Here is a 20,045-nt window from a genome sequence, read left to right as displayed (position 1 = left end):
TCCCTTAAGGTGGCGGCAAGGCGAGGCCACAGAGACGAATATCGCCCCGCCGGAGGAAAACAGATGACGACCAAGACCTTTAACCAGCCGCTCGGCGGCAACGAAATGCCGCGCTTCGGCGGTCCCGCCACCATGATGCGCCTGCCGACGCAACCGACCACCGAGGGGCTGGATGCCTGCTTCGTCGGCATTCCCATGGATATCGGCACGTCGAACCGGCCGGGCACGCGCTTCGGGCCGCGCCAGATCCGCACCGAAAGCTGCATGATCCGCCCCTACAACATGGCGACCCGCGCCGCGCCCTTCGACAGCCTGCAGGTCGCCGATATCGGCGACGTCGCCATCGACACGTTCAACCTGCCGAAATGCGTCGACATCATCACCGATTCCTATCGCGACATCATCAAGGACGGTTGCAAGCCGCTGACGCTCGGCGGCGATCATACGCTCTCCTATCCAATCCTGCGCGCCATGGCTGAAAAGTATGGCCCCGTCGGCCTCATCCATGTCGACGCCCATGCCGATATCAACGAGCACATGTTCGGTGAACCCATCGCCCACGGCACCCCGTTCCGCCGCGCGGTCGAAGCCGGCGTGCTCGACACGAAGCGCTGCATCCAGATCGGCGTGCGCGGCACTGGCTATGCGGCCGACGACTTCGACTGGCCGCGCGAGCAGGGTTTCCGCGTCGTGCAGGTGGAAGAATGCTGGCACAAGTCGCTGACGCCGCTGATGGAGGAAGTCCGCGCGCAGATGGGCGACCGCCCGGTCTATCTCTCCTTCGATATCGACAGCCTCGACCCTTCCATCGCGCCCGGCACCGGCACGCCCGAGATCGCAGGCCTCAACACCATACAGGCGCTGGAGATCATCCGCGGCTGCTGGGGCCTCAACATCGTCGGCTGCGACCTCGTCGAGGTCTCGCCGCCCTACGACCCCTCGGGCAACACCGCCATCACCGCGGCGAACCTGCTCTTCGAAATGCTCTGCATCCTGCCGGGCGTCCAGCGGCGATAAATCGCGGCCGGCGGCACGTTGCACTTGCCCGGCGTTTCGGGCATTGATGCCGCGCTGCCTCCGCCGGCCCTTACCGGGCCGGCTCCCGGCAAAACCATTCTTAGATCAAAAGGGAGCTTTTCATGATCAAGCGTATCAAGCCCGGCCAGCGCTTCTGCAGCGCCGTCGTCGTCAACGGTATCGTCACCACGGCTGGCGTCACCGGCTCGGGCGCCGACACGGCCACCCAGACCCGCGACATCCTCGCACAGATCGACGCGCTGCTCGCAGAAGCCGGCTCCTCGAAGGCAAACCTCATCAGCGCCGCCATCTGGCTGCGCGACATCGCCCATTTCAGCCAGATGAACGAAGTCTGGGACCAGTGGGTCGACAAGAACAACCTGCCGGTCCGCGCCACGGTCGAAGCACGCCTTGCGACGCCGGAACTGCTGGTCGAGATCCAGGTCACCGCGCTCGTCTGAGCCGGTTTTCAGCTAAAAAGAGCCGGGGTTGCGCAAGCAGCCCCGGCCTTTTCGTTTTCAGATCATGGTGAGCGGCTGGGCATGCAGGTAGCGCGCGACCTTGCGCTTGGCAGCGATATCCGCCCAGACCAGTTCCACATCGCTCTCCTTGAGACCCGTCGCCTCGGCAACGGTTTTCGCCGGCAGGGCGTTTTCCAGGCCGTAGAGGCAGATATCCATCTTGCCGTAGGGCAGGGCGAAGTAGAATTCCTCCTGCGTCTGCGGCAGCGAATAGGTATCCGTGGTCGGCGGGCGCGAGAGGATTTCCGAAGGCACGCCGAGATAGGCGGCAAGCTGGTAGACCTGCGACTTATAGAGATGGGCGATGGGCTTGATATCGGCCGCGCCGTCGCCGTTCTTCACGAAGAAGCCCTGGTCGTATTCCAGCCGGTTCGGTGTGCCGATCACGGCGAAGTTCAGCCGGTCGGCATGGTAGTATTCGAGCTGCTTGCGGGTGCGCTGCTTCATGTTCGTCGCCGCGACGATGCCGAGATAGGCGCTGGCCGGCAGGCGTACCTTGCGCATCTCGCCGTCCGGCGAACGGACGACCAGTGAGGATATGTTATAGCCCCCGGTCGTCATGGAATTCTCGAAGACGATCTTCGAGGCCCAGCCGGTCGTATATTCCGGCACGGCCTCACGGATGAAGGCGTCGCGCCGCTCATAGCACCCCTGCGCCGCCAGCGACGGGCCGATATCCTCCACGACGCTGTCGATGCCGAAGGTCTCGGCCACGCTGCGCCCGAGGCGCAGGCTTTCCGGATCGGAATCGTTTTCCGGCATGTAGAGGGCGAAGACGTTCTTCGCGCCGAGCGCCCGCACCGCCAACGCCGCCGAAAGACTGGAATCGATGCCGCCGGAAAGGCCGAGCACCAGGCCGCGCTTGCGCAGGTCCACGCGCAGCTTCTCGCGCATCCAGGCGGTGATGCGCTCAACCTCGGCGGCCGGATCGAGCGCGAGCGGGGCGAAGGAGGGCGTATGGGTCGTCTGTGCGGTCATGCGTTCGATCCTGTCGTGGGGGCGGGTTCGGCCGCCAGCCTGCGGCTGGCCTTGCCGGATTCGGTTTTGGGAAGGGCATCCCGGAATTCGACGACCTTCGGGACCATATGATCCTCAAGGTGTTGCGCGCAGAAGCGCATGACTTCCCGCTCGGTCAGCACGGCGCCGGAGGCGGCGACCACAACGGCCTTGACGGCCTGCCCGAGAATATCGTGCGGAACGCCGACGACGAGCGCCTCGGCAATGCCCGGCATGCGGTGCAGCACGTCCTCGACCGCCTTCGGCGCGACCTTCTCGCCGCGCGGCTTGATAATGTCGTCGGTGCGCGAAACGAAGGTGAGATAACCATCCGCATCCGCGGTGAAGAGATCGCCGGTGTGGAGGCGCAGTGTGCCGTCGCGCGGATCGGGCCTCAACGCCCTGCGGGTCGCGGCCTCGTTCCGCCAGTAGCCACGCATCACGTTCGGCCCGCGGACCACCAGCTCTCCGACCGTGCCCGGTGGCACCGGCAGGCCGGCCTCGTCCACCACTTCGGTGCGAACGCCCGGAATGGCGATGCCGACCGATCCGCGCCGGGCATCGATCTCCTCCGGCGGCAGGTAGGCAATGCGGGTGCACTCGGTCTGGCCGTACATCACATAGGGGCGGACATGGGGCAGGAAGGCGCGCAGCCGGTCGAGATGGGCAAGCGGCAGCGGAGCGGCGGCGCTGGTGATGTAGCGCAGGCTGGCAAACAAGGCGGGATCGAGGTCGCGGGCCTGCATCATCATGGCCACCATGGCCGGCACCAGTGGGAAACCGGTGACGCGCTCATCGCGGATCCTCTCGAAGATCGCCTGCGGAAAGGCGAAGGACTTCTCGATGACAAGGGTAGCGCCGGTCAACATGGCGGTCACGAGCTGGTTCAGCCCGTAGCCGAAGGACATGGGCAAGACGACGAGGATACGGTCGGTTGCAGCGTTTTCCAGATAGCACGCAATCGACCGGGCGGCCGCATCCATGTTCTCGTGGGCGAGCATCACGCCCTTCGGATCACCGGTCGAGCCGGATGTGTAGATCAGCGCGGCAAGGTCGCTGTCAGGCAAGGTCTCACCGGCGAAAGGCTCCGCTTCCAGCCCTGCCTCGAAGCTTGCGCCCGTCACTAGACGCGGCGTTTCGGCAAGCTCGGCAACGCCATCGACGAGTTTTTCGAGCCGGCCCTCGGCAACCACCAGCGCCGGGCCGCAATCGCGCACGATCTGCGCAAGCCGGGCGGCCTTGGTCGACGGGTTGACGAAGCAGATGACGCTCCCGGCCATCCATGTGGCAAAGACCGTGACGGCGGCCTGCCAGCCATTTTCCAGCAAAATGAGCACGCGGTCGCCCGGCGCGACGCCCCTTGCGCGCAGCGTCGTCGCCATGCGGGCCGAAAGATCGAGGAAGCGGTCGTAGCTCAGCCGCACGTCACCCGCGACAATCGCCTCATGGGCGCCGTCGCGGGCGGTGCTGTCGCGAAGATACTGCTCGATCCGCATGGTCACCGCGTCCTTCAGGCCGCCTGCTTGCGCGCGATGAAGCCGGCGATGCGGTCGATCGAGTCGAGATTGGCGGGCACGATATCCGCGTCGGCGATCGAGACGGCGAAGCGCTCCTCGATGAAGCCGACAAGCTCTAGGATGCCAGTGGAGTCGACGAGATCGTTGTCGATCAGCGACTGGTCGGCGGGAAGCGGATGGCTTTCGTCGCCGAATAGGAAGTTCTCCACGATGAAGGCGCGGATGGCGGATCTGGTTTCGTCTGTCATGGTCAGCATGTCCCAATGTGCAATGCGGGTTGTGTCGATTGTGTTGTCCCGGTGCGGGCAAGCAGCTCCGTCGACAGGATGCCGATGAAGGCCGCATTGTCGCGGAAGCCGGTCGCCTGTCCCTTCAGCGCCTTCTCCTTCAGCTTGCCCACGGCCTGGACGTTGAAGAGGCCGCTCATCGCAAGCCGCTCCGGGGAGAGCACCGTTTCGAGATAGGCTGGGCTTGCCGGAGCGGCGAAGGCTTCCGCATCCGGCGCACGGTAGGGCTGTTTGGCGCGGTCGATGATGGCTGCCGGCACGATACCCCGCGCAGCCTCCTTGAGGATGTGCTTTTCCTTCAGCCCCGACAGCTTGGCATCCGGCGAGAGGCCTGCGGCGAAGGAAACGACCCGGTGGTCGAGGAAGGGAAAACGTCCCTCCACCGCATTCGCCATCATCACCCGGTCACCCTGGCTGGACAGAAGATAGCCCGGCAGCAGGAAGGCCGTTTCGAGATATTGCGCCTGGTGCAGTGGATGCCAGCGGGAAAAATCGGCCGGCAACCGTTCGACAAGCTCGGCGGCGGCGTCATAGTCGCCGAGCGCGTCCTTGAGGCCGGCGGAAAAGAACAGCTTGGCCGCCGCCGTGGAGCGGAAGCGCGGGCGATGGGAATAGAGCGGATCGTCCAGCGCCTCGGAACCGAAGGAGAAGAAGCGTGCGAGATATTCCGGCGACTGCTGCTTGAGGCCGGGCAGGTAAGGATAGAGCCGCTGGAAAAGCCGCGGCCGCCGGGGGGACGCAGGCTGCCGCCCGCAGAAGCGGCGCACGCGCGCCTCCCGGAAGATATCGTAGCCGGCGAAGACCTCGTCCGCGCCTTCGCCCGTCAGCACGACCTTCATGCCCCGCTCCCGCACCCGCGCGGACAGAAGATGGAGCGGAACGGGAGCAGTGCGCAGGATGGGGCAGCCGATATGCCGCATCGCCTCCGGCATATGCGCGGCGATCGCCTGCGTCGAGCATTCGACGCTGTCCGCCTCGGCGTCGAGCGTGGCGGCCATCTGGCGCTGCCAATGGCCTTCATCGTGCTCGGCGCTGCGGAAGGTGAGCGAGAATGTACGCAGCCCCCGCGTCACCGTCCGCGCGGCCAGCGCCGCGATGAACGAGGAGTCGAGGCCGCCGGAAAGGTAGGAACCGACAGGAACGTCGGCGCGCAGGCGAATGCGGGTCGCGTCGGTGATGAGCGCGCGCAGTTCCTCGGCCTGTACCTCGACACGCGGGGCGGGGCGGATGTCGGCGCGGTCGGGATAGCTGAGCTGCCACCAGGGGCGGATCGTGCGCTGGCCATCGCGCACGATCATCATGTGGCCGGGCGGAAGCTCGTGAATGCCGCGATAGGCGGTGCGCGGCGGAATGGGGCACCAGAGGGTGAAGATCTGGTCGAGCGCCACCGGATCGATCTCCGCCGCCATGCCGGGCAGGGCAAGCAGCGCCCCGATCTCCGAGGCGAAGAACAGCGCGCCGTCATGTTCCGCATAGAAGAGCGGTCGCACGCCCATGCGGTCGCGGGCAAGCACGAGCGTCCGGTTGGCGGTATCGTGCAGGGCGAAGGCGAAGTCGCCGTTGAAATCGGCAAGGCAGTCCAGCCCCTTCGCGGCGTAGGAAGCCAGCAGCACCTCCGTGTCCGAATGCGTGCGGAAGCGGTGGCCCCGCGCCTTCAGGTCGTCGCGCAGTTCGACATAGTTGAAGATCTCGCCGTTGAAGGAGACCGCGAGCGCGCCGTCCTCGCTCATCATCGGCTGCGCGCCGTCGGTGAGGCCGACGATGGAAAGGCGGGTATGGGCAAGCCCCGTCTCGCCGCGCACCGCTATGCCCTCGCCATCCGGCCCGCGATGCCGAAGCGCGGCCACCATGCGGCCGAGGCGATCGGCGGCCGCTTCCGGCGCCATGAGCTTTCCGTGATATCCGGCGATTCCACACATGGCCGTTACTCGAACCGGTCGCCGATGAGGCGGGTCCAGCCCTCGCCGGCAAGGCCGTTGAGGAATACGCGGCCGCTCGTCATCGCTTCGAGGAGGGCGGGGTCGCGGGAATGGACGACCGTGGAGGATGCGTGCAGGAACGCGCATTTCTTGCCGATCATCGCCTGCAGCAGGGCCGGCTGCGTGCGGCCGCGGATCGCCACAAGGCCCCGCTCATGGGCATTGCGCAGCAGGCAGTCGATGACGATCGCCTCCATGCCCTGTTCGGCCATGATCTGCACCACGCGGCCGATCCCGCCGGCATCGCCGTAATAGAGATAGAAGCCGGCCACCTTGCCCGCGCGGTTCTTCACCACATGCTGGACCCGCGCGCCGTGCAGCGCCTTGCGCGCCGCGTGCCGCAACATCTCCTCCAGCACCGGCCGCTCCCAGGAGGGGCGCAGCGCAAACCGGCGCACGAGTTGCCGGCAGGCCTCAACGGAATCCTCATCCGTCGCCGGCGCATCGACGAAGGCATCCGCCTTGCCGGCAAGGGGTGTATAATGGGACCAGGCCTGCTTGTCCCCGCCGCGCGCGACGACGGCATCGGCAAGGCGGGCGACGGGCCGGGCGAGCCTTACCGGCGAAAAGCGCGAGGCGACGGTCTCCAGCACGAAGGCCGCGGGCTTGAGGATGCGCAGCCATTCGAGGCTGTAGGGCGCAAGAACCGTGGCCCGCGCCGTCCGCCACATGTCGGTGGAGACATCGTTCGAGGTTTCGCTGAAGGAAAGGTCCTGCGGTCCCGACAGGACCTCGCGCAGCAGGCGCGCGCCGGTAAAGGGATCCGTGCCCCGGTCGTCACTGACGAATGTTCCGCAATTGGCGGCCAGCAGGCGGCGTCCCTCGAACTCCATCTCCATGGGCAGCACGCCGAGAAAGCCGGACACTGTGCCATCCTCACGCACATGGACCTTGGAATGAAGCTTGCCGTCTTGCGCCGCACCGTCGAGGAAGACCGTTCCGAGATAGGTTTTCAGGTCATTGCCCGCCGGCTTTCCGCTCTTGCGGAGCAAGCGCTGGAAGAGGTCCGCGACGGCCTCTATATCTCCGGCTTCCAATGAACGTACACTCGACATCACGATCCGCTCAGAACCTGTCCATTCTGGTTCCGGCGGGTGTCCGCCGTCGATCCTGCTTACGGGATGAGCGTGAAGAAAAGGTCAAAAAGCGCGGAAACCGCGCCCCTGAGGCCGGCTTGCCGTGCCTTTGCAGGCCCCGGCGGCCAAAGCCGGTGCGGGAAAGTGAAATTACGGTAAATGATATCTTAAGACATGGAAAATACGATTCAGGCCAAGTCGTTGTGATTCCCGCCATCACATCAGGAGAACCCACCGGAACGGTGCCGAAGCAGCATGGTCGATACTATCACCCCCTATGCCGAACATGAGGACGCGCAGGATGCCGGCGCCGTCCCCCTGATCGACTTCGGCCATGTCTTTTCGGTGCTACGTAACCGTTTCATCATGATCGTGGCCATCACGATCCTGTTCTGCGGTGCGGCCGTGTTCCTGTCGCAGTTCATGCGCAACTACTATGTCTCGACCGTCAGCATCCTGGTCGACCCCGAAGGCTCGCGGGTTGTGGAGGGCGACCTTCTCGACAAAGGCGGAGCGACGGACGCCCGCGCACTCAACCAGCAATATATTCTGACCTCCGTGAAGGTCCTCTCCTCGGTGGTGAAGTCGCTCGGGCTTGCCGACGATCCGGATTTCGGCGCCGGGCAGCCCTACGAGCCGGATGCCGACCAGCGCGCCCAACGCGCACTTGCCGTCCTGCAGGGCGCGATCCGCGCCGAACTCACCAAGTCCAGCTTCGTCATCAACCTCTCCGTCACGTCCTTCGACCCGCAGAAGGCCGCGCGCATCGCCAACGCCATCGCGCAGACCTATATCGACACCCGCGTTGAAATGAACAACAGCGTCGTTCGGCAGGCGACCACGGACCTCTCCGCGCAGCTGGCGAGTCTCGAGAAGGCGGTAGAGGACGGCGACCGCGCGATCCAGGCCTACAAGGCCGAGAACAATCTCGTCGATGTCGGCGGCCGGCCGACCGCCGAGCAGCAGATCGCCGACACCAACACGGAAATCACCCGCATCTCCGCCAGCATCGCGGAGAACGAGGCGCTGATCTCCGAACTCGCGCTCGCCCGCTCCAACCCGGACTACTTGCGCTCGACCCCGGACAGCTCCCTGACACCGGCAATCATCGAGCTACGCACGCGCTACCACGCCGCCCAGGAACAGGAATCCGTCCTGCGGTCGTCCTTCGGCGATCGCCATCCCTCCCTTCTCAACGCCATGGCAAGGACCCGCGCGGCCTCCAAGCTGCTCGACACGCAGTTGAAGGATTTCACCACGTCGCTTTCCCGCAACGGCGACAAGCTGAAGAGCCAGCGCGAACTGCTTCGTCAGAACCTCACAACGCTCAAGGCGGGCCTCAACGAGAACGACCAGTCGATGGTCCGCTTGCGGGAACTGGAGCGCAAGCTGGCCAGCGACCGGGCCGTCTACGAATCCTTCCTGCTGCGCACGCGCCAGCTTTCCGGCCAGGAGCGCACCACGAGTGAAAACCCGCAGATCATCTCCGCCGCGCAGGTCCCGCTCGGCAAGGCAGGCCCCAAGCGCTCGCTGATCATCGCGGGTGCGACGATGCTCGGCATGCTGTTCGGCTGCGGCATCGCGCTTGCCTGGGATCGCAAGCCCCAGGCGAGGGGCCTTGCGGAAGACGCCGCCCCCAGCCGGGCAAAGCCGGCCGGCGAGGGCCTCCCGGCACGGCTCTTCGGATGGCTGCGGCGCGGCAAACGCAAGAAGCAGGGAGACCCGGCACCCGAACAGGCCCGGCACGATGAACCAGCCCGGCGGTTCGCTGCAAATAATGCCCCCTCACGGGGCCTTCGTTCCGTGGCGGAGCCAGCCGCGTTCCACGGCGGCTACGCCGATATCGCGCAGGACCTCCTTCAGGAAGCGTACGGGCAGACGAACTACTCCGTCGTACTCTATTCCACGCAGCCGAACGCCAGCACGGCGCGGGCCGCCCTTCACCTCGCGCGCACCATCGCCCGCACCGGCAAGGCGGTTCTGCTGGTCGACGCGGAAGCCGAAGCCGGCCTCACGCGGCAGGCCTCGGCCACCGGCCTGCCGGGCCTGCACGATTCGATTTCGCTGCAACGGCTGGAAGGAGACCTCATCAATCTTTCCAGGGCGCGCGGCCCGTGGCTTCTGCCCGCAGGCCGGCGGTCGCCGCGCGTCTCGACACGCCGCGGCCCCGATGCCGGCACCTTGCCCGACTGGCTGGATGCGGAGGGCTATGCCTTCGATCTCGTCATCGTCTATGCAGGCCGCTTCGATCAGCCGAAGCCCATCGCCGCAGTGGAGGCGGCCGCGGATCGCTTCGCGGTCATCGCGAGCCGGTTCAACCGCAAGGGAACCGAGGGCGCCGTGGCCTCTCTCCGGCAACGCGGTCTCTCGCCGGTTGCACCTGTGTTCATCGACGACGAGGAAGGCAGCGTCTCGCGGGCAAGCTGATAGGTCGCTAAGCCCCGGGAAGAGCTGCCTCAAACCGGGCCTGCAACCCGGCATTCCGGCCTTCCCCGATAGTAAACCGTTAAGCCTGTTTGTGTTTGGCAGCCCGGTTTTTCCCGGTTTCGGTCAAGAAAGACCGGGAAGACGGCCTTTGAGTCGAATGCGAACAATCGTCTTCACTGTTTCTCGACAATGTTGGCGTATCCCCCGATCAGCAGAAATATACAATTCCCGGGAGTTCGCGGTGAAGGTTGCCCTGGTCCATTATTGGCTTGTCGGAATGCGCGGTGGCGAAAAGGTCCTCGAGACCTTCTGCGACATCTTCCCCGATGCCGATATCTTCACCCTCGTGGCAGATCCGGAAAAGCTTTCCCCGAAGCTCCGGCGCCACAAGCTCACCACTTCCTTCCTGCAGAAGATCGGCGGGCGCAAGCATTACCAGAAGATGCTGCCGCTCATGCCCCATGCGCTGGAATCCCTCGACCTGACCGGCTACGACCTCGTCATTTCCAGCGAGGCGGGTCCCGCCAAGGGTGTCATCACACGGCCCGATGCGCTGCATGTCTGCTATTGCCATTCCCCCATGCGCTATATCTGGGACCTCTATCCCCAGTATCTCGCCGAGGCCGGCTTCCTTGCACGCATGATCCTGGCCTTCGCCGCGCCCAGGCTGCGCCAGTGGGACGTCACCACCTCGCACCGCGTCGACCATTTCATCGCCAATTCGGGCTATGTCGCAAAGCGTATCGAGAAATTCTACCGGCGCGATGCAGCGGTCATCCATCCGCCCGTCGAGGTCAGCCGCTTCACCATCACCGACGGGCCGAAGGACTACTATCTGTGCGCCGGCCAGATCACGCCCTACAAGAAGATCGAACTGGCCGTTACGGCCTGCACGCGCCTGAACCTGCCGCTGGTCGTCATCGGCGACGGCGCTTCCGCCAAGCTGAAGCAATCCGCCGGCCCGACCGTGCAGTTCCTCGGCGGCGTTTCCAACGCCGAGATGGAAACCCACTTCTCCAACTGCAAGGCGCTGCTCTATCCGGGCGTCGAGGACTTCGGCATCGTCCCGCTCGAGGTAATGGCGAGCGGCCGGCCGGTGATCGCCTTCGGGCGGGGCGGGGTGCTCGAAACCGTTGTGGACGGCAAGACGGGCCTGTTCTTCCATGAGCAGACCCCCGAATCCCTGATGGCCGTCATCACCCGCTTCGAGAAGACCACAAACCTCCTCTCGCCCACGGAAATCCGCGCCCACGCGCTCAAATTCGAACCGCGGCGCTTCGAAAGAGAACTGCGACGGTTCCTGGGCAACCTGCCCGGTTTCTCCGGCATGACGGAAAGCATGAGGCTCACGGCATGAAACCGCTCTATTTCAACGGCAGGTTCCTCACCGCCGCCCCGACGGGCGTGCACCGCGTTGCGGAAGAACTCATCCAGGCTACGGACCGGCTGCTGGCCACGCAGCCGGATGCACCGGAGACGATCATCCTCACCCCCGCAACTGAAGCGAAAGCGGCCTCGCTTACACGCACGCGGGTGGTTCACACGCCTTTTCTCAGCGGCATCGCCAAGAACATTCCCTGGGCGCACTTCGCCTTGCCCTGGTCCGCCCGCAAGGGCCGGCTTATCAGCCTGTGCAATCTGGGGCCGGTCTTCCATGCGGATGCGATCACAATGATCCATGACGCGCAGGTCTACCTGACGCCGGATTCCTATTCGCGCGGTTTCCGCCTCTGGTATCGCTTTCTCCTGCCCCTCATCGGAAAAACGAGCCGGCGAATCCTGACGGTCTCGGAATTCTCCCGGCAGCAGCTCGTCCGGTTCGGCGTTGCGACGGCGGACAGGATCGATGTCATCCACAACGGGTGCGACCATGTCCTCGCGCATGAGCCCGACAGCACCTTCGTCGCCGCAAGCGGGCTGAAGAAGGGCAGATACGTTCTCGCCCTCGCCAATACCCAGGCGCACAAGAACATCGCGGTCCTGCTGAAGGCATTTTCGGACCCCCGCCTTGCCGACATGACGCTCGTGCTCTTCGGCGCAGCAAAGCGAGAGGATTTCGAACGGCTCGGCATGACGGTGCCTGCGAATATCCACTTCGCCGGCCGTATCAACGATGCACAGCTAACCGGGCTGATCGCCGGGGCCTGCGCCTTTGCATGCCCGTCGACGACCGAGGGCTTCGGCCTTCCTCCGCTCGAGGCGATGATCCTCGGCTGCCCCGCCATCGTCGCGCCATGCGGCGCCTTGCCCGAGGTGTGCGGCGATGCCGCCCTCACGGCAGCCGCGCACGATCCAGACGAATGGGTCGATCAGATCCGCGCGCTTGCGGACGATGCAGGCTTCTCCGCGCAGATGCGGGCGCGCGGCCGCACGCACGCCGCGGCCTTCACCTGGGATCGCGCCGCCCGCAAGCTAGCCCTTCTGCTCGGCCTCAAGGTCGATGCCCGTGAGGAAGCCGAACGCCCCTATCCGCCCGTCGCGGCTGAGTAGGGCGCCGGCCCTTCGTCTACACCTTGAACTGAGAAGCCGTTTTCACCAGCGCGTCGAGCCAGTACCCGCGCGTATGCGCCGTCGAGAAATTGTGGTCGGCATCGTCGAGGAAGACGATGCCCGCATTGCCGTATCGCGCGATCAGGTGGCCCCGCTTGCCAAGGCGCGCCTCCAGGTTCGAGATGACGGGATCGCCGTTGCTGTAGATGAGCGAAATCTTCGTCCCCTTCTCCGCCAGCCTGTCGAAATCGCGCTCGCTGGGATTGAGGAAGCGGGACAACGGCGGGATGTGCGCCAGAAGCGGCAAGGCTTTGATCATCATCTTGTCGGAGACCTTCCGCAGCAGGTGACGCGCCTCCTTCAGGATATCGATCTCCAGGCGCAGGACCTGTTTCCAGTAAGCCTTGTTGCGGAACTTCTCCTTGTAACTGCCGAACGGCAGGACCGATGCGATGAGCGCATCCACGTCAGCACCCGGCCCGACGGAGAAATCGAACGGGTTGACGGCGACGATGGCCTTGACGCCATCCATATGGAGAGCGCTGCGAAAGGCCGTATACCCACCGCTGCATCGGCCGCTCAGAACCGCCGGGTGTAGCCCGTGAGCCTCCAGGAAGTCCGCAGCCTCGCCAACGTCTCTCTCGAGGCCGGGGTGATAGAGGATCTGGTCGGGCATGCCCGGTTGCGGCGGACTGTCGGCAATGTTGGAGAAATCGAAACGGAAAGCCGGGATACCCGCCTTCGCCAGATCGCGGCAGATCCGGACACCGATCCGCCCGCGCCCGGACATACGGTCGTATCCTGTGGAAAGGATTATCACCGCGGCCCCCTTCGGCGGCCCCTCCGGCTCGCACAACGCGCCATAAAGACGCTGTCCTCGGCCGAAGCGCACCGGAGTTTCCCGGAAACCGTCACCGGTGAGTGGGGCAGTCCCGGAAGGCCGGGGACGCTGCTCCGCAGTCCCGTCGCCCTTCAGGCCTACAGCCCACTCCGCCAGCACGCCGATCGCCGTTGTCGGCGGAACCGACAGCAGGACATCGCGGATGAAAGCGTCGTAATCCTCAAACGACGTCTCGCGCACCTTCGCACCAAGCGAAACGAGGCGTTCCAGCAGGACCGGGTCGGTTGCGCGCCCCTCCTGCGGCAGGAACAGCATATCCGGTGCAGGAGCTTTAGCGGATTTGGACACGTCGAGCGCGCGGATACCGGCGAGAACAGGGTCCGGTATATGCTGCTCGCCCATGGCCGGCCCGCTCGGCAGCGTTACGTGCGTGATGGCGCCATGATCGGCGATGCGGCTCAGGGCCATGAACTCGCGAATCCAGCGGCGTCCCGACAGGGCCGGCGCCGCCAGGGCGATACCCGCGACGTCCCTAAGCGTCTCCGCCGCCTGCCAGGCGAGCGCGGCGCCGATGCTATGGCCGACAAGCAGCAGCCGCTTTGCGCCCGACAGATCGCGCAGGACCGCTGCCGCGGCAAGGATGCTCTCGCGCCAGATATCGAGACCCGCGGAGTAATCCTGAGGATCCAGCGCATCGCCGGTTCCCGGATAGTCGAAGCGCAGGCTGGATATTCCCGCCCGCCCGAGGTCGGCCGCTAGCAGCCGCCAGAATTTGCGCGCACAGAGTTCTTCCAGCCCCCACGCGCCGACGAACAGCACAGCCGTATCGCTCGGCTGCGGCGCGACATGATAAAGACCAACGGTGCCCGCAAAGGTTACGGGAAAATCCGCCTGCTCGAACGTCGTCGTGAGCGGGCGTGCGCTGCCGTGGGCGGCTGTTCCATGCATTATCGAACCTTTCCTGCCGGGAGATACCGCTCGGCGAGACTTTCCATCAGTCCACAGAAAACCCGAATATCCTTAAGAAACCTGAATTTCTCACCATTTTTCGCCCAATTGAGCGGATAAGCGCGCGCTTCTTTGCCTTCAAGGCGCCCTATTTCGAGCGGGAAAGGTCGGACCGTTCGGATTTCGGGCGGCGGCTTAAACAATTATCCAGATGTTGCGCCTATTAGAATCGGCGCAAACACCTCGTTTTCTTGCGCCCCTATCTGCCTCGGGAGGCATATCACTATGATTGGTGAGACATCCAGGAACGCCCTCGTCTTCGGCGGCTCCGGTTTCATCGGAACGCACCTGGTGCGCAGGCTTGCCGCAGAAGGGCAGCATGTCGTCTCGGTCGATATACGTCCGCCGCGCGAGCGGCTGGATGGCGTGTCCTATCTGCACGGCGATGTGCGCGACCTGTCGGCATTCGATCCCGGCATGCGGATCGACCGCATCTACAATCTCGCGGCCGTCCATACCACGCCCGGACATCCCGCCCACGAATATTATGAAACGAACATCCTCGGCGCGACCGCGATCACGGCGCTGGCGCGACGGCTCGGCATCCGCGAGATCGTCTTCACCAGCTCGATCTCCGTCTACGGCCCGGGCGAGGAAACCAAGCGGGAAGACACGCCCCCCGCTCCTGAGTCGCCCTATGGCTGGTCGAAATACATGGCCGAGCGCATCCAGCGGGACTGGCTGGAGGAGGACGAGAGCCGCCGCCTCGTCATATGCCGGCCCGCGGTCATCTTCGGCCCCGGGGAAGGCGGCAATTTCACGCGCATGGCCAAGCTGCTGAAGAAAGGCTTCTTCATCTATCCGGGCCGCAAGGACACGATCAAGGCGTGCTTCTACGTGGAGGACCTGCTGGACGCACTGGAATTCGCCGCCCGGCAGCCTGAACGCTTCGTCCTCTTCAACGGCTGCTACCCCGACCGCTATACGCTCGAAGAGATCGTCGAGACGTTCCGCGCGCAGCACATGCGCGGCGCGAAAACCTTCCTCGTGCCACGCGGCGTGGTGACATTGGCCGCCACACTCCTGCGCCCCTTCTCCGTCATGGGCCTCGGTATCCATCCCGACCGCGTCATGAAGCTCGTACGCTCGACCGATGTGGTTCCCGCCTGGCTGGAAACGGCGGGCAGAGCGGCGGAGGGGAAGCTTCCGTCGGCCATCGAGCGATGGAACGCCCAGAGCGGCGGCCGCTTCATCTAGCCACGGAAACGCGGAATACCGGATTTGCACGAGGACCAGACCATGAGCATCCAGAAGGATGGCCTGACCATCGCCATCGCCATCGCCACGGCCGGGCGCCGGGATATCCTGACGCAGACAGTCGTCTTCCTCAACAACCAGCAGCGCCGGCCCGACGAATTCCTCATCTGCCCCGCCAGCCCCGAGGATATCGATCCCGAGGGGCTTTCGGCCTATGACGGCGCTATCATGATCCTGCCGGGTTCTGCCGGCCTGTCATATCAACGCAACCTCCTCCTGTCCGCCGCGACGGCGGATATCGTCGTCTTCTTCGACGACGACTTCCTTCCGGCCGCCGACTATCTCGGCGAGGTCGAGAAGCTCTTCGCATCCGACCCCACAATCGTGATCGCCACCGGCCACGTCATCGCCGACGGCATAGGCGGGCCGGGTTTCGAATTCGAGGAGGGACGCGCGCTGCTGGCCGCGGACGTCCCCGGCGGCGCGCCCTCGATCGAACCGACCTTCAACGGCTATGGCTGCAACATGGCGATCCGCATGGCGCCGGTCCGCGATCGCGCCGTTCGCTTCGACGAGAACCTGCCGTTCTACTCCTGGCTGGAGGACATCGACTTCTCACGCCAGTTGGCAACCTCCGGCAGGATCGTCCGGGCCGACCGGATGCGCGGCGTGCATCTCGGCACGAAGAAGGCGGGGCGCAGCCCCGGAAGGCGGCTCGGCTATTCGCAGGTCGCCAACCGCGTCTACATCCATCGCAAGGGCAACATGCCCCTGCACCACGCCTTGGGCGGCATCCTGCGGAACGTCACGTCGAACCTCGCCCGCAGCCTGAAGCCCGAACCCTGGACCGACCGGCGCGGCCGGCTACAGGGCAACATGCTCGCGCTACGCGACCTTCTCACCGGCCGCATCGATCCAAGGAATATCCTCGACATGTAGGCTTAGCCGAATGTCCGAAGCATCCGATCCTTCCGTTCGCCGCGCGGAGGAGCGACGTTTCCTATTTGCAGGTGTAGCGGGCGATCATTCCGGCAAGGCTCGCCTCCACCCCTTCCGGCCGGCGGGCCGCCACCCAGAAAAGATAGATGAAGGCGGCATAGGTCAGGCAATATACCGCGCCGGACGCGACGAAGCTGACATGGAGCGCGCCGTCGAAATCCAGATACAGCTCGCACAGATGCAGGGCGAGGGCCGCCGGGACGAGGGCGAGAAGCGGACGCACGACCACCGAAAGCTGCTCGAGGCAACCGATCCCGGCAATCTCCCTGATAAGGAAGAAGGACGAGACACTCCCGGCGAGCGCACCGCCCAATCTCGCCGCGATCGCGCCGGGGATGCCGAAGAAGATCACTCCAGCGAGCGAAAGGGGAAGGCGGACGGAGAACTCGATCAGGGACCGCACCGCAAGCGCTTTCGACCGGCCGACCAGCATGGCGAGCGACGGCATGGGGATCACCGGCAGGGAAACGAGGCCGACGAGGGCGATCCACGTCAGTATCGGCGCGGCCTCGTTCCAGTTCGCCCCGAGCAGGACCCGGATCACCGGGCCGGAAAGAAGCGCCATGAAGCAAAGGATCGGCAACAGGATAAGAACGAGGCCGCCGCTGCTCTTGAGATAGGTTTCCCTGAGCGTCCCCTTTTCGCGCGCATTGACGAAGGCTGCCATCAGCGGGCCCGCAGCGGGCGCCGCGACCGCCTGGAACGGCAGCGAGGCAAGATCGTTAGCCGCCGTGAACCGGCCGAAGGATGCAGTATCGATGTAACGAGGCAGAAGCAGGCGGTCGATCTGCCAGTTGATGGCGGCGAGGATCTGTGAGGCGAAGTTCCAGCCGACCACATCGGCAAACAGGGGCCAGTCCGTCAACGTCAGGCGCGGCAACATCGGCGCCATGGCATAGGAAACGATCATCATAACGGTCGGCGCGGTGATGGTGCTGGCGGCAATGGCCCAGTAGCTTCCCGTGGCCACGGCAATCGTGATGGCGACGGCTGCGGCGGTTGTCTTTCCGAGGAACTCCAGGATACCGCGCCGGCGAAAATCCATCGACTTTTCGAACTGCACCATGCGCGGGCTTGCCAAACCGCGCATGGCGGGCGCGAGGGCGAGGGTGCAGATCAGCGGCACCAGCCTTTCGTCGCCATAAAAACGGGCGAGCGGATAGGACAGGGCCGCCATGAGGGCGGCGACGGCGATGCCACGCATAAGCCCGAGAGTAAAGGCCGTATCATAAGCGCGCCGGCTGATCTCCGGAAGGCGGATAAGGGCAGAGGCAAGAGGCAATTCGAGTATCGCCTCAACGATGAAGATGATGGTCATCGCCGTCGCGACGAGACCGAAATCCGCCGGCCCAAGAAAGCGCGCCAGCACGAGCAAGGCGACCAGATCGATGACCCGGGAGGACAGGCGGGCGCCGACCGTCCAGAGGCCGGCACGGACAGTTCGCTGCGACAGGGGGGCATCGGCGGAAGAAGACATTCAGGCAGGCCTTTCATGGCGGATGGATCGGCCGGTCACGGGCCGCGCGGTAGCGGGAGCCGGCGCGGTCCAGGCAATCGAGGCCGCCATCGCATAGATACAGGCATTCATGATGCCAAAATCGGCAGAGGTGCCGGCAAGGACACCCGTTATGAAGACCGGCGGCATATAGAAGCGCACAGCGTTCAGCATGGCGGCATCCACCGCCGCGCCCGGCCGCGCACGGCGCAGGAACGTCTGCAGCATGAAGCCATAGTAGAACAGGCCGCCGGCGATGCCGCTGTTGCTGAAGACCGCCACGAAGCCGTTGGAGGCGCGGGTCGCCCCCACGCCGACCCCCAGACCCCAGGTATCCCAGAGCGCTTGCAGGGATACGGCCGTCCACATGCTACGCTCCTCAAATGAATCCGACGCAGTCTTCTTGAAGATGATCGTATCGATCAGCTTCAGAAACGGATCAAAGATCGCAGGATAGGTGAGCATCAGGACGTAGATGGCAGCGAGACCAAGAACGACTACCCAGAATTCGGCCACCAGTCCTTCCCGCGCCTGGCTGCCCTGATCCGTCATCAACAGCCGCCAGAACCATTCCGCCGCCGCCACGCAGGCGAAGACGCCAAGGCCCGCATAAGCCGCGGAGGATGTGGAAAGAAGCGAGAACAGCGAAAGAAGAACGATGAGGCAGGGCGCGCCGTAAAGCCGCAACCAGGGCGAGACGATCGCACGGCGGAAGAAATAGATTGCGGAGAGGAACGCCACCGCCGTGGAGCCGTAGGCTGACGCCTCCGACATCAGGCCGACGATGCGCTTGACATCCGCGATCTCTACATCCGTCAGGTAGCCGTACTGGGCCGTTCGGAACATGTCCAGATAAGGGCCAAGACCGACGAGGTCGAGAATGCCAGTCAGGACGATGACGGCCCCGCCGACGCACAGGGCTGCCAGCAGGTGCTGACGCGTGGACGCGGTGCGAAAGGCAAGGGCACAGGCGAACACCGTCACGATCGAAATCGTCAGGTACATGAGCTGCGAGATGTTCTGCATCGTCGGGTAAAGGGGATCACCCGAGGTTGAGCCTTCCAGCTTCATTGGAATGATCGTGACGGCCCCGGCGAAAATCCGTGGCATGAAGAGGGTGACCCAGATGGCGACGATCCAGAACAGGAACAGCAGCAGACACTGGGAGGGACGCAGGGCAATGTCCAGCATCCGTGACAGGCCCTTCGTACCGCCGCCATAGATGAGGATGATGGCAAGCGCGATGATAGGGGGCGGCGTGAAGCTCAGACCCTGCGTGAATTCAGGCGGGATGACGGCGAAGGCACCGAAGGCCATGGAACCGAACAGCAAGTAGAAGATGAACGGTCCCCGGCTGAACATTCCGACGAGCAGAAGTCCCCAGAACACGATGACCGGTATCAAATCCATTTCGCTCTCTTTGCAGGCGAGGCGCGCCCGGTCCTTGCATTCTAAGCCTATCCGGAACGACCAAACCACAGCGACGTGAATCTTTGCTTAAGCGCCGGCCGTATCCCGCCTTCCTCCGCCCGTAGGAAGCCCGTGCGTCCCAAAGTGTGACATTCACCGGAAAAACGTGTTCCGGACCGCGGGAATTGCGAGCAATCGATAAGATCTTAACGGTTTTTTCAACCGTATCGTCATCCTTGTTTTCCATGATGCAGACAACCTAAGGAAGAAGGAGCGGAAGCTTGGTTTTGAAACTACTCGTTGCCGGTGCCGTCGCCATGGCGGCGCGACGTGCATCCTCGAACAATTCCGCGGCGCAGGAGCGCGTGACGACCGTCTGCAAACGGGCACGCGACCTTGAGATGCGGGATGCGCCCATCGAACCGGATTGGATCCTCGAAGGAAACCCAGTGGCGCGCGCCGCCGAGCACGTCCGCAGCGCGGACGATTCCTCGTTCTCGGCCCTATGGGACTGCACCGCCGGAACCTTCCGCTGGCATTTCAACTGGGACGAGACGGTCATCATCCTCGAAGGCGAGGTCCATATCACGGACGAGGACGGAAACGCCTATACGCTGCGCGCAGGGGACATGGGCTACTTCGCGGCGCGAAGCTGGGCGACATGGCGCATCGACAACTACGTCAAGAAAGCCGCCTTCATCCGCCGTCCCTTCCCATCCCCCATCGCCGCCCTCTACCGCCTGAGGAACGCGATGCGCCAACAGCAGCCGTCTTTCTAAACCGGG

The 20,045-nt window shown here is 64.5% G+C and carries 16 protein-coding genes; 8 read left to right on the top strand and 8 right to left on the bottom strand.

All coding sequences use genetic code 11. The features are described from left to right. Positions 1-63: 63 nt before the first annotated feature. Both speB and MOE34_RS23285 read left to right on the top strand, forming a co-directional pair. Positions 64-1,017, top strand: coding sequence for an agmatinase (gene speB, locus MOE34_RS23290; RefSeq protein WP_242224509.1), 954 nt, complete (start codon positions 64-66; stop codon positions 1,015-1,017). Between the two features lie 122 nt (positions 1,018-1,139). Beyond that, complete coding sequence (locus tag MOE34_RS23285; protein ID WP_242224505.1) at positions 1,140-1,478, top strand: RidA family protein; 339 nt, start codon at positions 1,140-1,142, stop codon at positions 1,476-1,478. Positions 1,479-1,535: 57 nt separating this feature from the next. Here the strand turns inward: MOE34_RS23285 and nadE are convergent, their stop codons facing one another. Genes nadE through MOE34_RS23260 form a run of 5 tightly spaced genes read right to left on the bottom strand, consistent with a single transcriptional unit; the run spans position 1,536 to position 7,372 of the window. Further along, a complete protein-coding gene (nadE, locus tag MOE34_RS23280; RefSeq protein WP_242224503.1) occupies positions 1,536-2,516 on the bottom strand; it encodes an NAD(+) synthase in 981 nt (326 codons plus the stop codon). Further along, complete coding sequence (locus MOE34_RS23275) at positions 2,513-4,030, bottom strand: class I adenylate-forming enzyme family protein (RefSeq protein WP_242224889.1); 1,518 nt, start codon at positions 4,028-4,030, stop codon at positions 2,513-2,515. Before MOE34_RS23275 ends, nadE begins: the two co-directional genes overlap by 4 nt. Before the next feature lie 14 nt (positions 4,031-4,044). Next, complete coding sequence (locus MOE34_RS23270; protein ID WP_242224502.1) at positions 4,045-4,299, bottom strand: acyl carrier protein; 255 nt, start codon at positions 4,297-4,299, stop codon at positions 4,045-4,047. A 2-nt stretch (positions 4,300-4,301) separates the two neighbouring features. After that, a complete protein-coding gene (gene asnB / locus MOE34_RS23265; protein WP_242224499.1) occupies positions 4,302-6,257 on the bottom strand; it encodes an asparagine synthase (glutamine-hydrolyzing) in 1,956 nt (651 codons plus the stop codon). Positions 6,258-6,262: 5 nt separating this feature from the next. Then, entirely contained in the window at positions 6,263-7,372 is a 1,110-nt protein-coding gene (locus MOE34_RS23260; protein WP_242224496.1) for a hypothetical protein, read from the bottom strand. A gap of 276 nt (positions 7,373-7,648) precedes the next feature. Between MOE34_RS23260 and MOE34_RS23255 the strand changes: the two genes are divergently transcribed. The 3 genes from MOE34_RS23255 (at position 7,649) to MOE34_RS23245 (ending at position 12,310) form a co-directional block, all read left to right on the top strand. Continuing rightward, on the top strand, positions 7,649-9,820 hold the full coding sequence (locus tag MOE34_RS23255) for a GumC family protein (RefSeq protein ID WP_242224495.1): 2,172 nt from the start codon (positions 7,649-7,651) through the stop codon (positions 9,818-9,820). A 241-nt stretch (positions 9,821-10,061) separates the two neighbouring features. Further along, positions 10,062-11,177 (top strand): glycosyltransferase, encoded by a 1,116-nt coding sequence (locus MOE34_RS23250; RefSeq protein ID WP_242224493.1) that lies wholly within the window; start codon positions 10,062-10,064, stop codon positions 11,175-11,177. Then, on the top strand, positions 11,174-12,310 hold the full coding sequence (locus MOE34_RS23245) for a glycosyltransferase family 4 protein (protein WP_242224491.1): 1,137 nt from the start codon (positions 11,174-11,176) through the stop codon (positions 12,308-12,310). Before MOE34_RS23250 ends, MOE34_RS23245 begins: the two co-directional genes overlap by 4 nt. Positions 12,311-12,326: 16 nt before the next feature. On the opposite strand, the gene MOE34_RS23240 is transcribed toward MOE34_RS23245, so the two are convergent. Continuing rightward, positions 12,327-14,099, bottom strand: a complete 1,773-nt coding sequence (locus tag MOE34_RS23240) for an alpha/beta fold hydrolase (RefSeq protein ID WP_242224489.1) — start codon at positions 14,097-14,099, stop codon at positions 12,327-12,329. Between the two features lie 285 nt (positions 14,100-14,384). Here MOE34_RS23240 and MOE34_RS23235 point away from each other — a divergent pair, with 285 nt between their 5' ends. Beyond that, complete coding sequence (locus MOE34_RS23235) at positions 14,385-15,356, top strand: NAD-dependent epimerase/dehydratase family protein (RefSeq protein WP_242224487.1); 972 nt, start codon at positions 14,385-14,387, stop codon at positions 15,354-15,356. Between the two features lie 42 nt (positions 15,357-15,398). Further along, on the top strand, positions 15,399-16,295 hold the full coding sequence (locus tag MOE34_RS23230; RefSeq protein ID WP_242224486.1) for a glycosyltransferase family 2 protein: 897 nt from the start codon (positions 15,399-15,401) through the stop codon (positions 16,293-16,295). Between the two features lie 61 nt (positions 16,296-16,356). On the opposite strand, the gene MOE34_RS23225 is transcribed toward MOE34_RS23230, so the two are convergent. Together MOE34_RS23225 and MOE34_RS23220 are read right to left on the bottom strand one after the other, a co-directional pair. Further along, the gene (locus tag MOE34_RS23225) at positions 16,357-17,832 is read right to left on the bottom strand and encodes an oligosaccharide flippase family protein (RefSeq protein WP_242224485.1); all 1,476 of its coding nucleotides are present in this window, start codon (positions 17,830-17,832) and stop codon (positions 16,357-16,359) included. Next, entirely contained in the window at positions 17,833-19,260 is a 1,428-nt protein-coding gene (locus MOE34_RS23220) for a hypothetical protein (protein ID WP_242224484.1), read from the bottom strand. Between the two features lie 281 nt (positions 19,261-19,541). On the opposite strand from MOE34_RS23220, the gene MOE34_RS23215 reads away from it, so the two are divergent. Beyond that, on the top strand, positions 19,542-20,039 hold the full coding sequence (locus tag MOE34_RS23215) for a cupin domain-containing protein (RefSeq protein WP_242224481.1): 498 nt from the start codon (positions 19,542-19,544) through the stop codon (positions 20,037-20,039). The last annotated feature ends 6 nt before the right edge of the window (positions 20,040-20,045 follow it).

Source organism: Shinella zoogloeoides (assembly GCF_022682305.1).
Lineage (GTDB): Bacteria > Pseudomonadota > Alphaproteobacteria > Rhizobiales > Rhizobiaceae > Shinella > Shinella zoogloeoides_B.
This window is presented reverse-complemented; position numbering and strand designations above follow the sequence as displayed.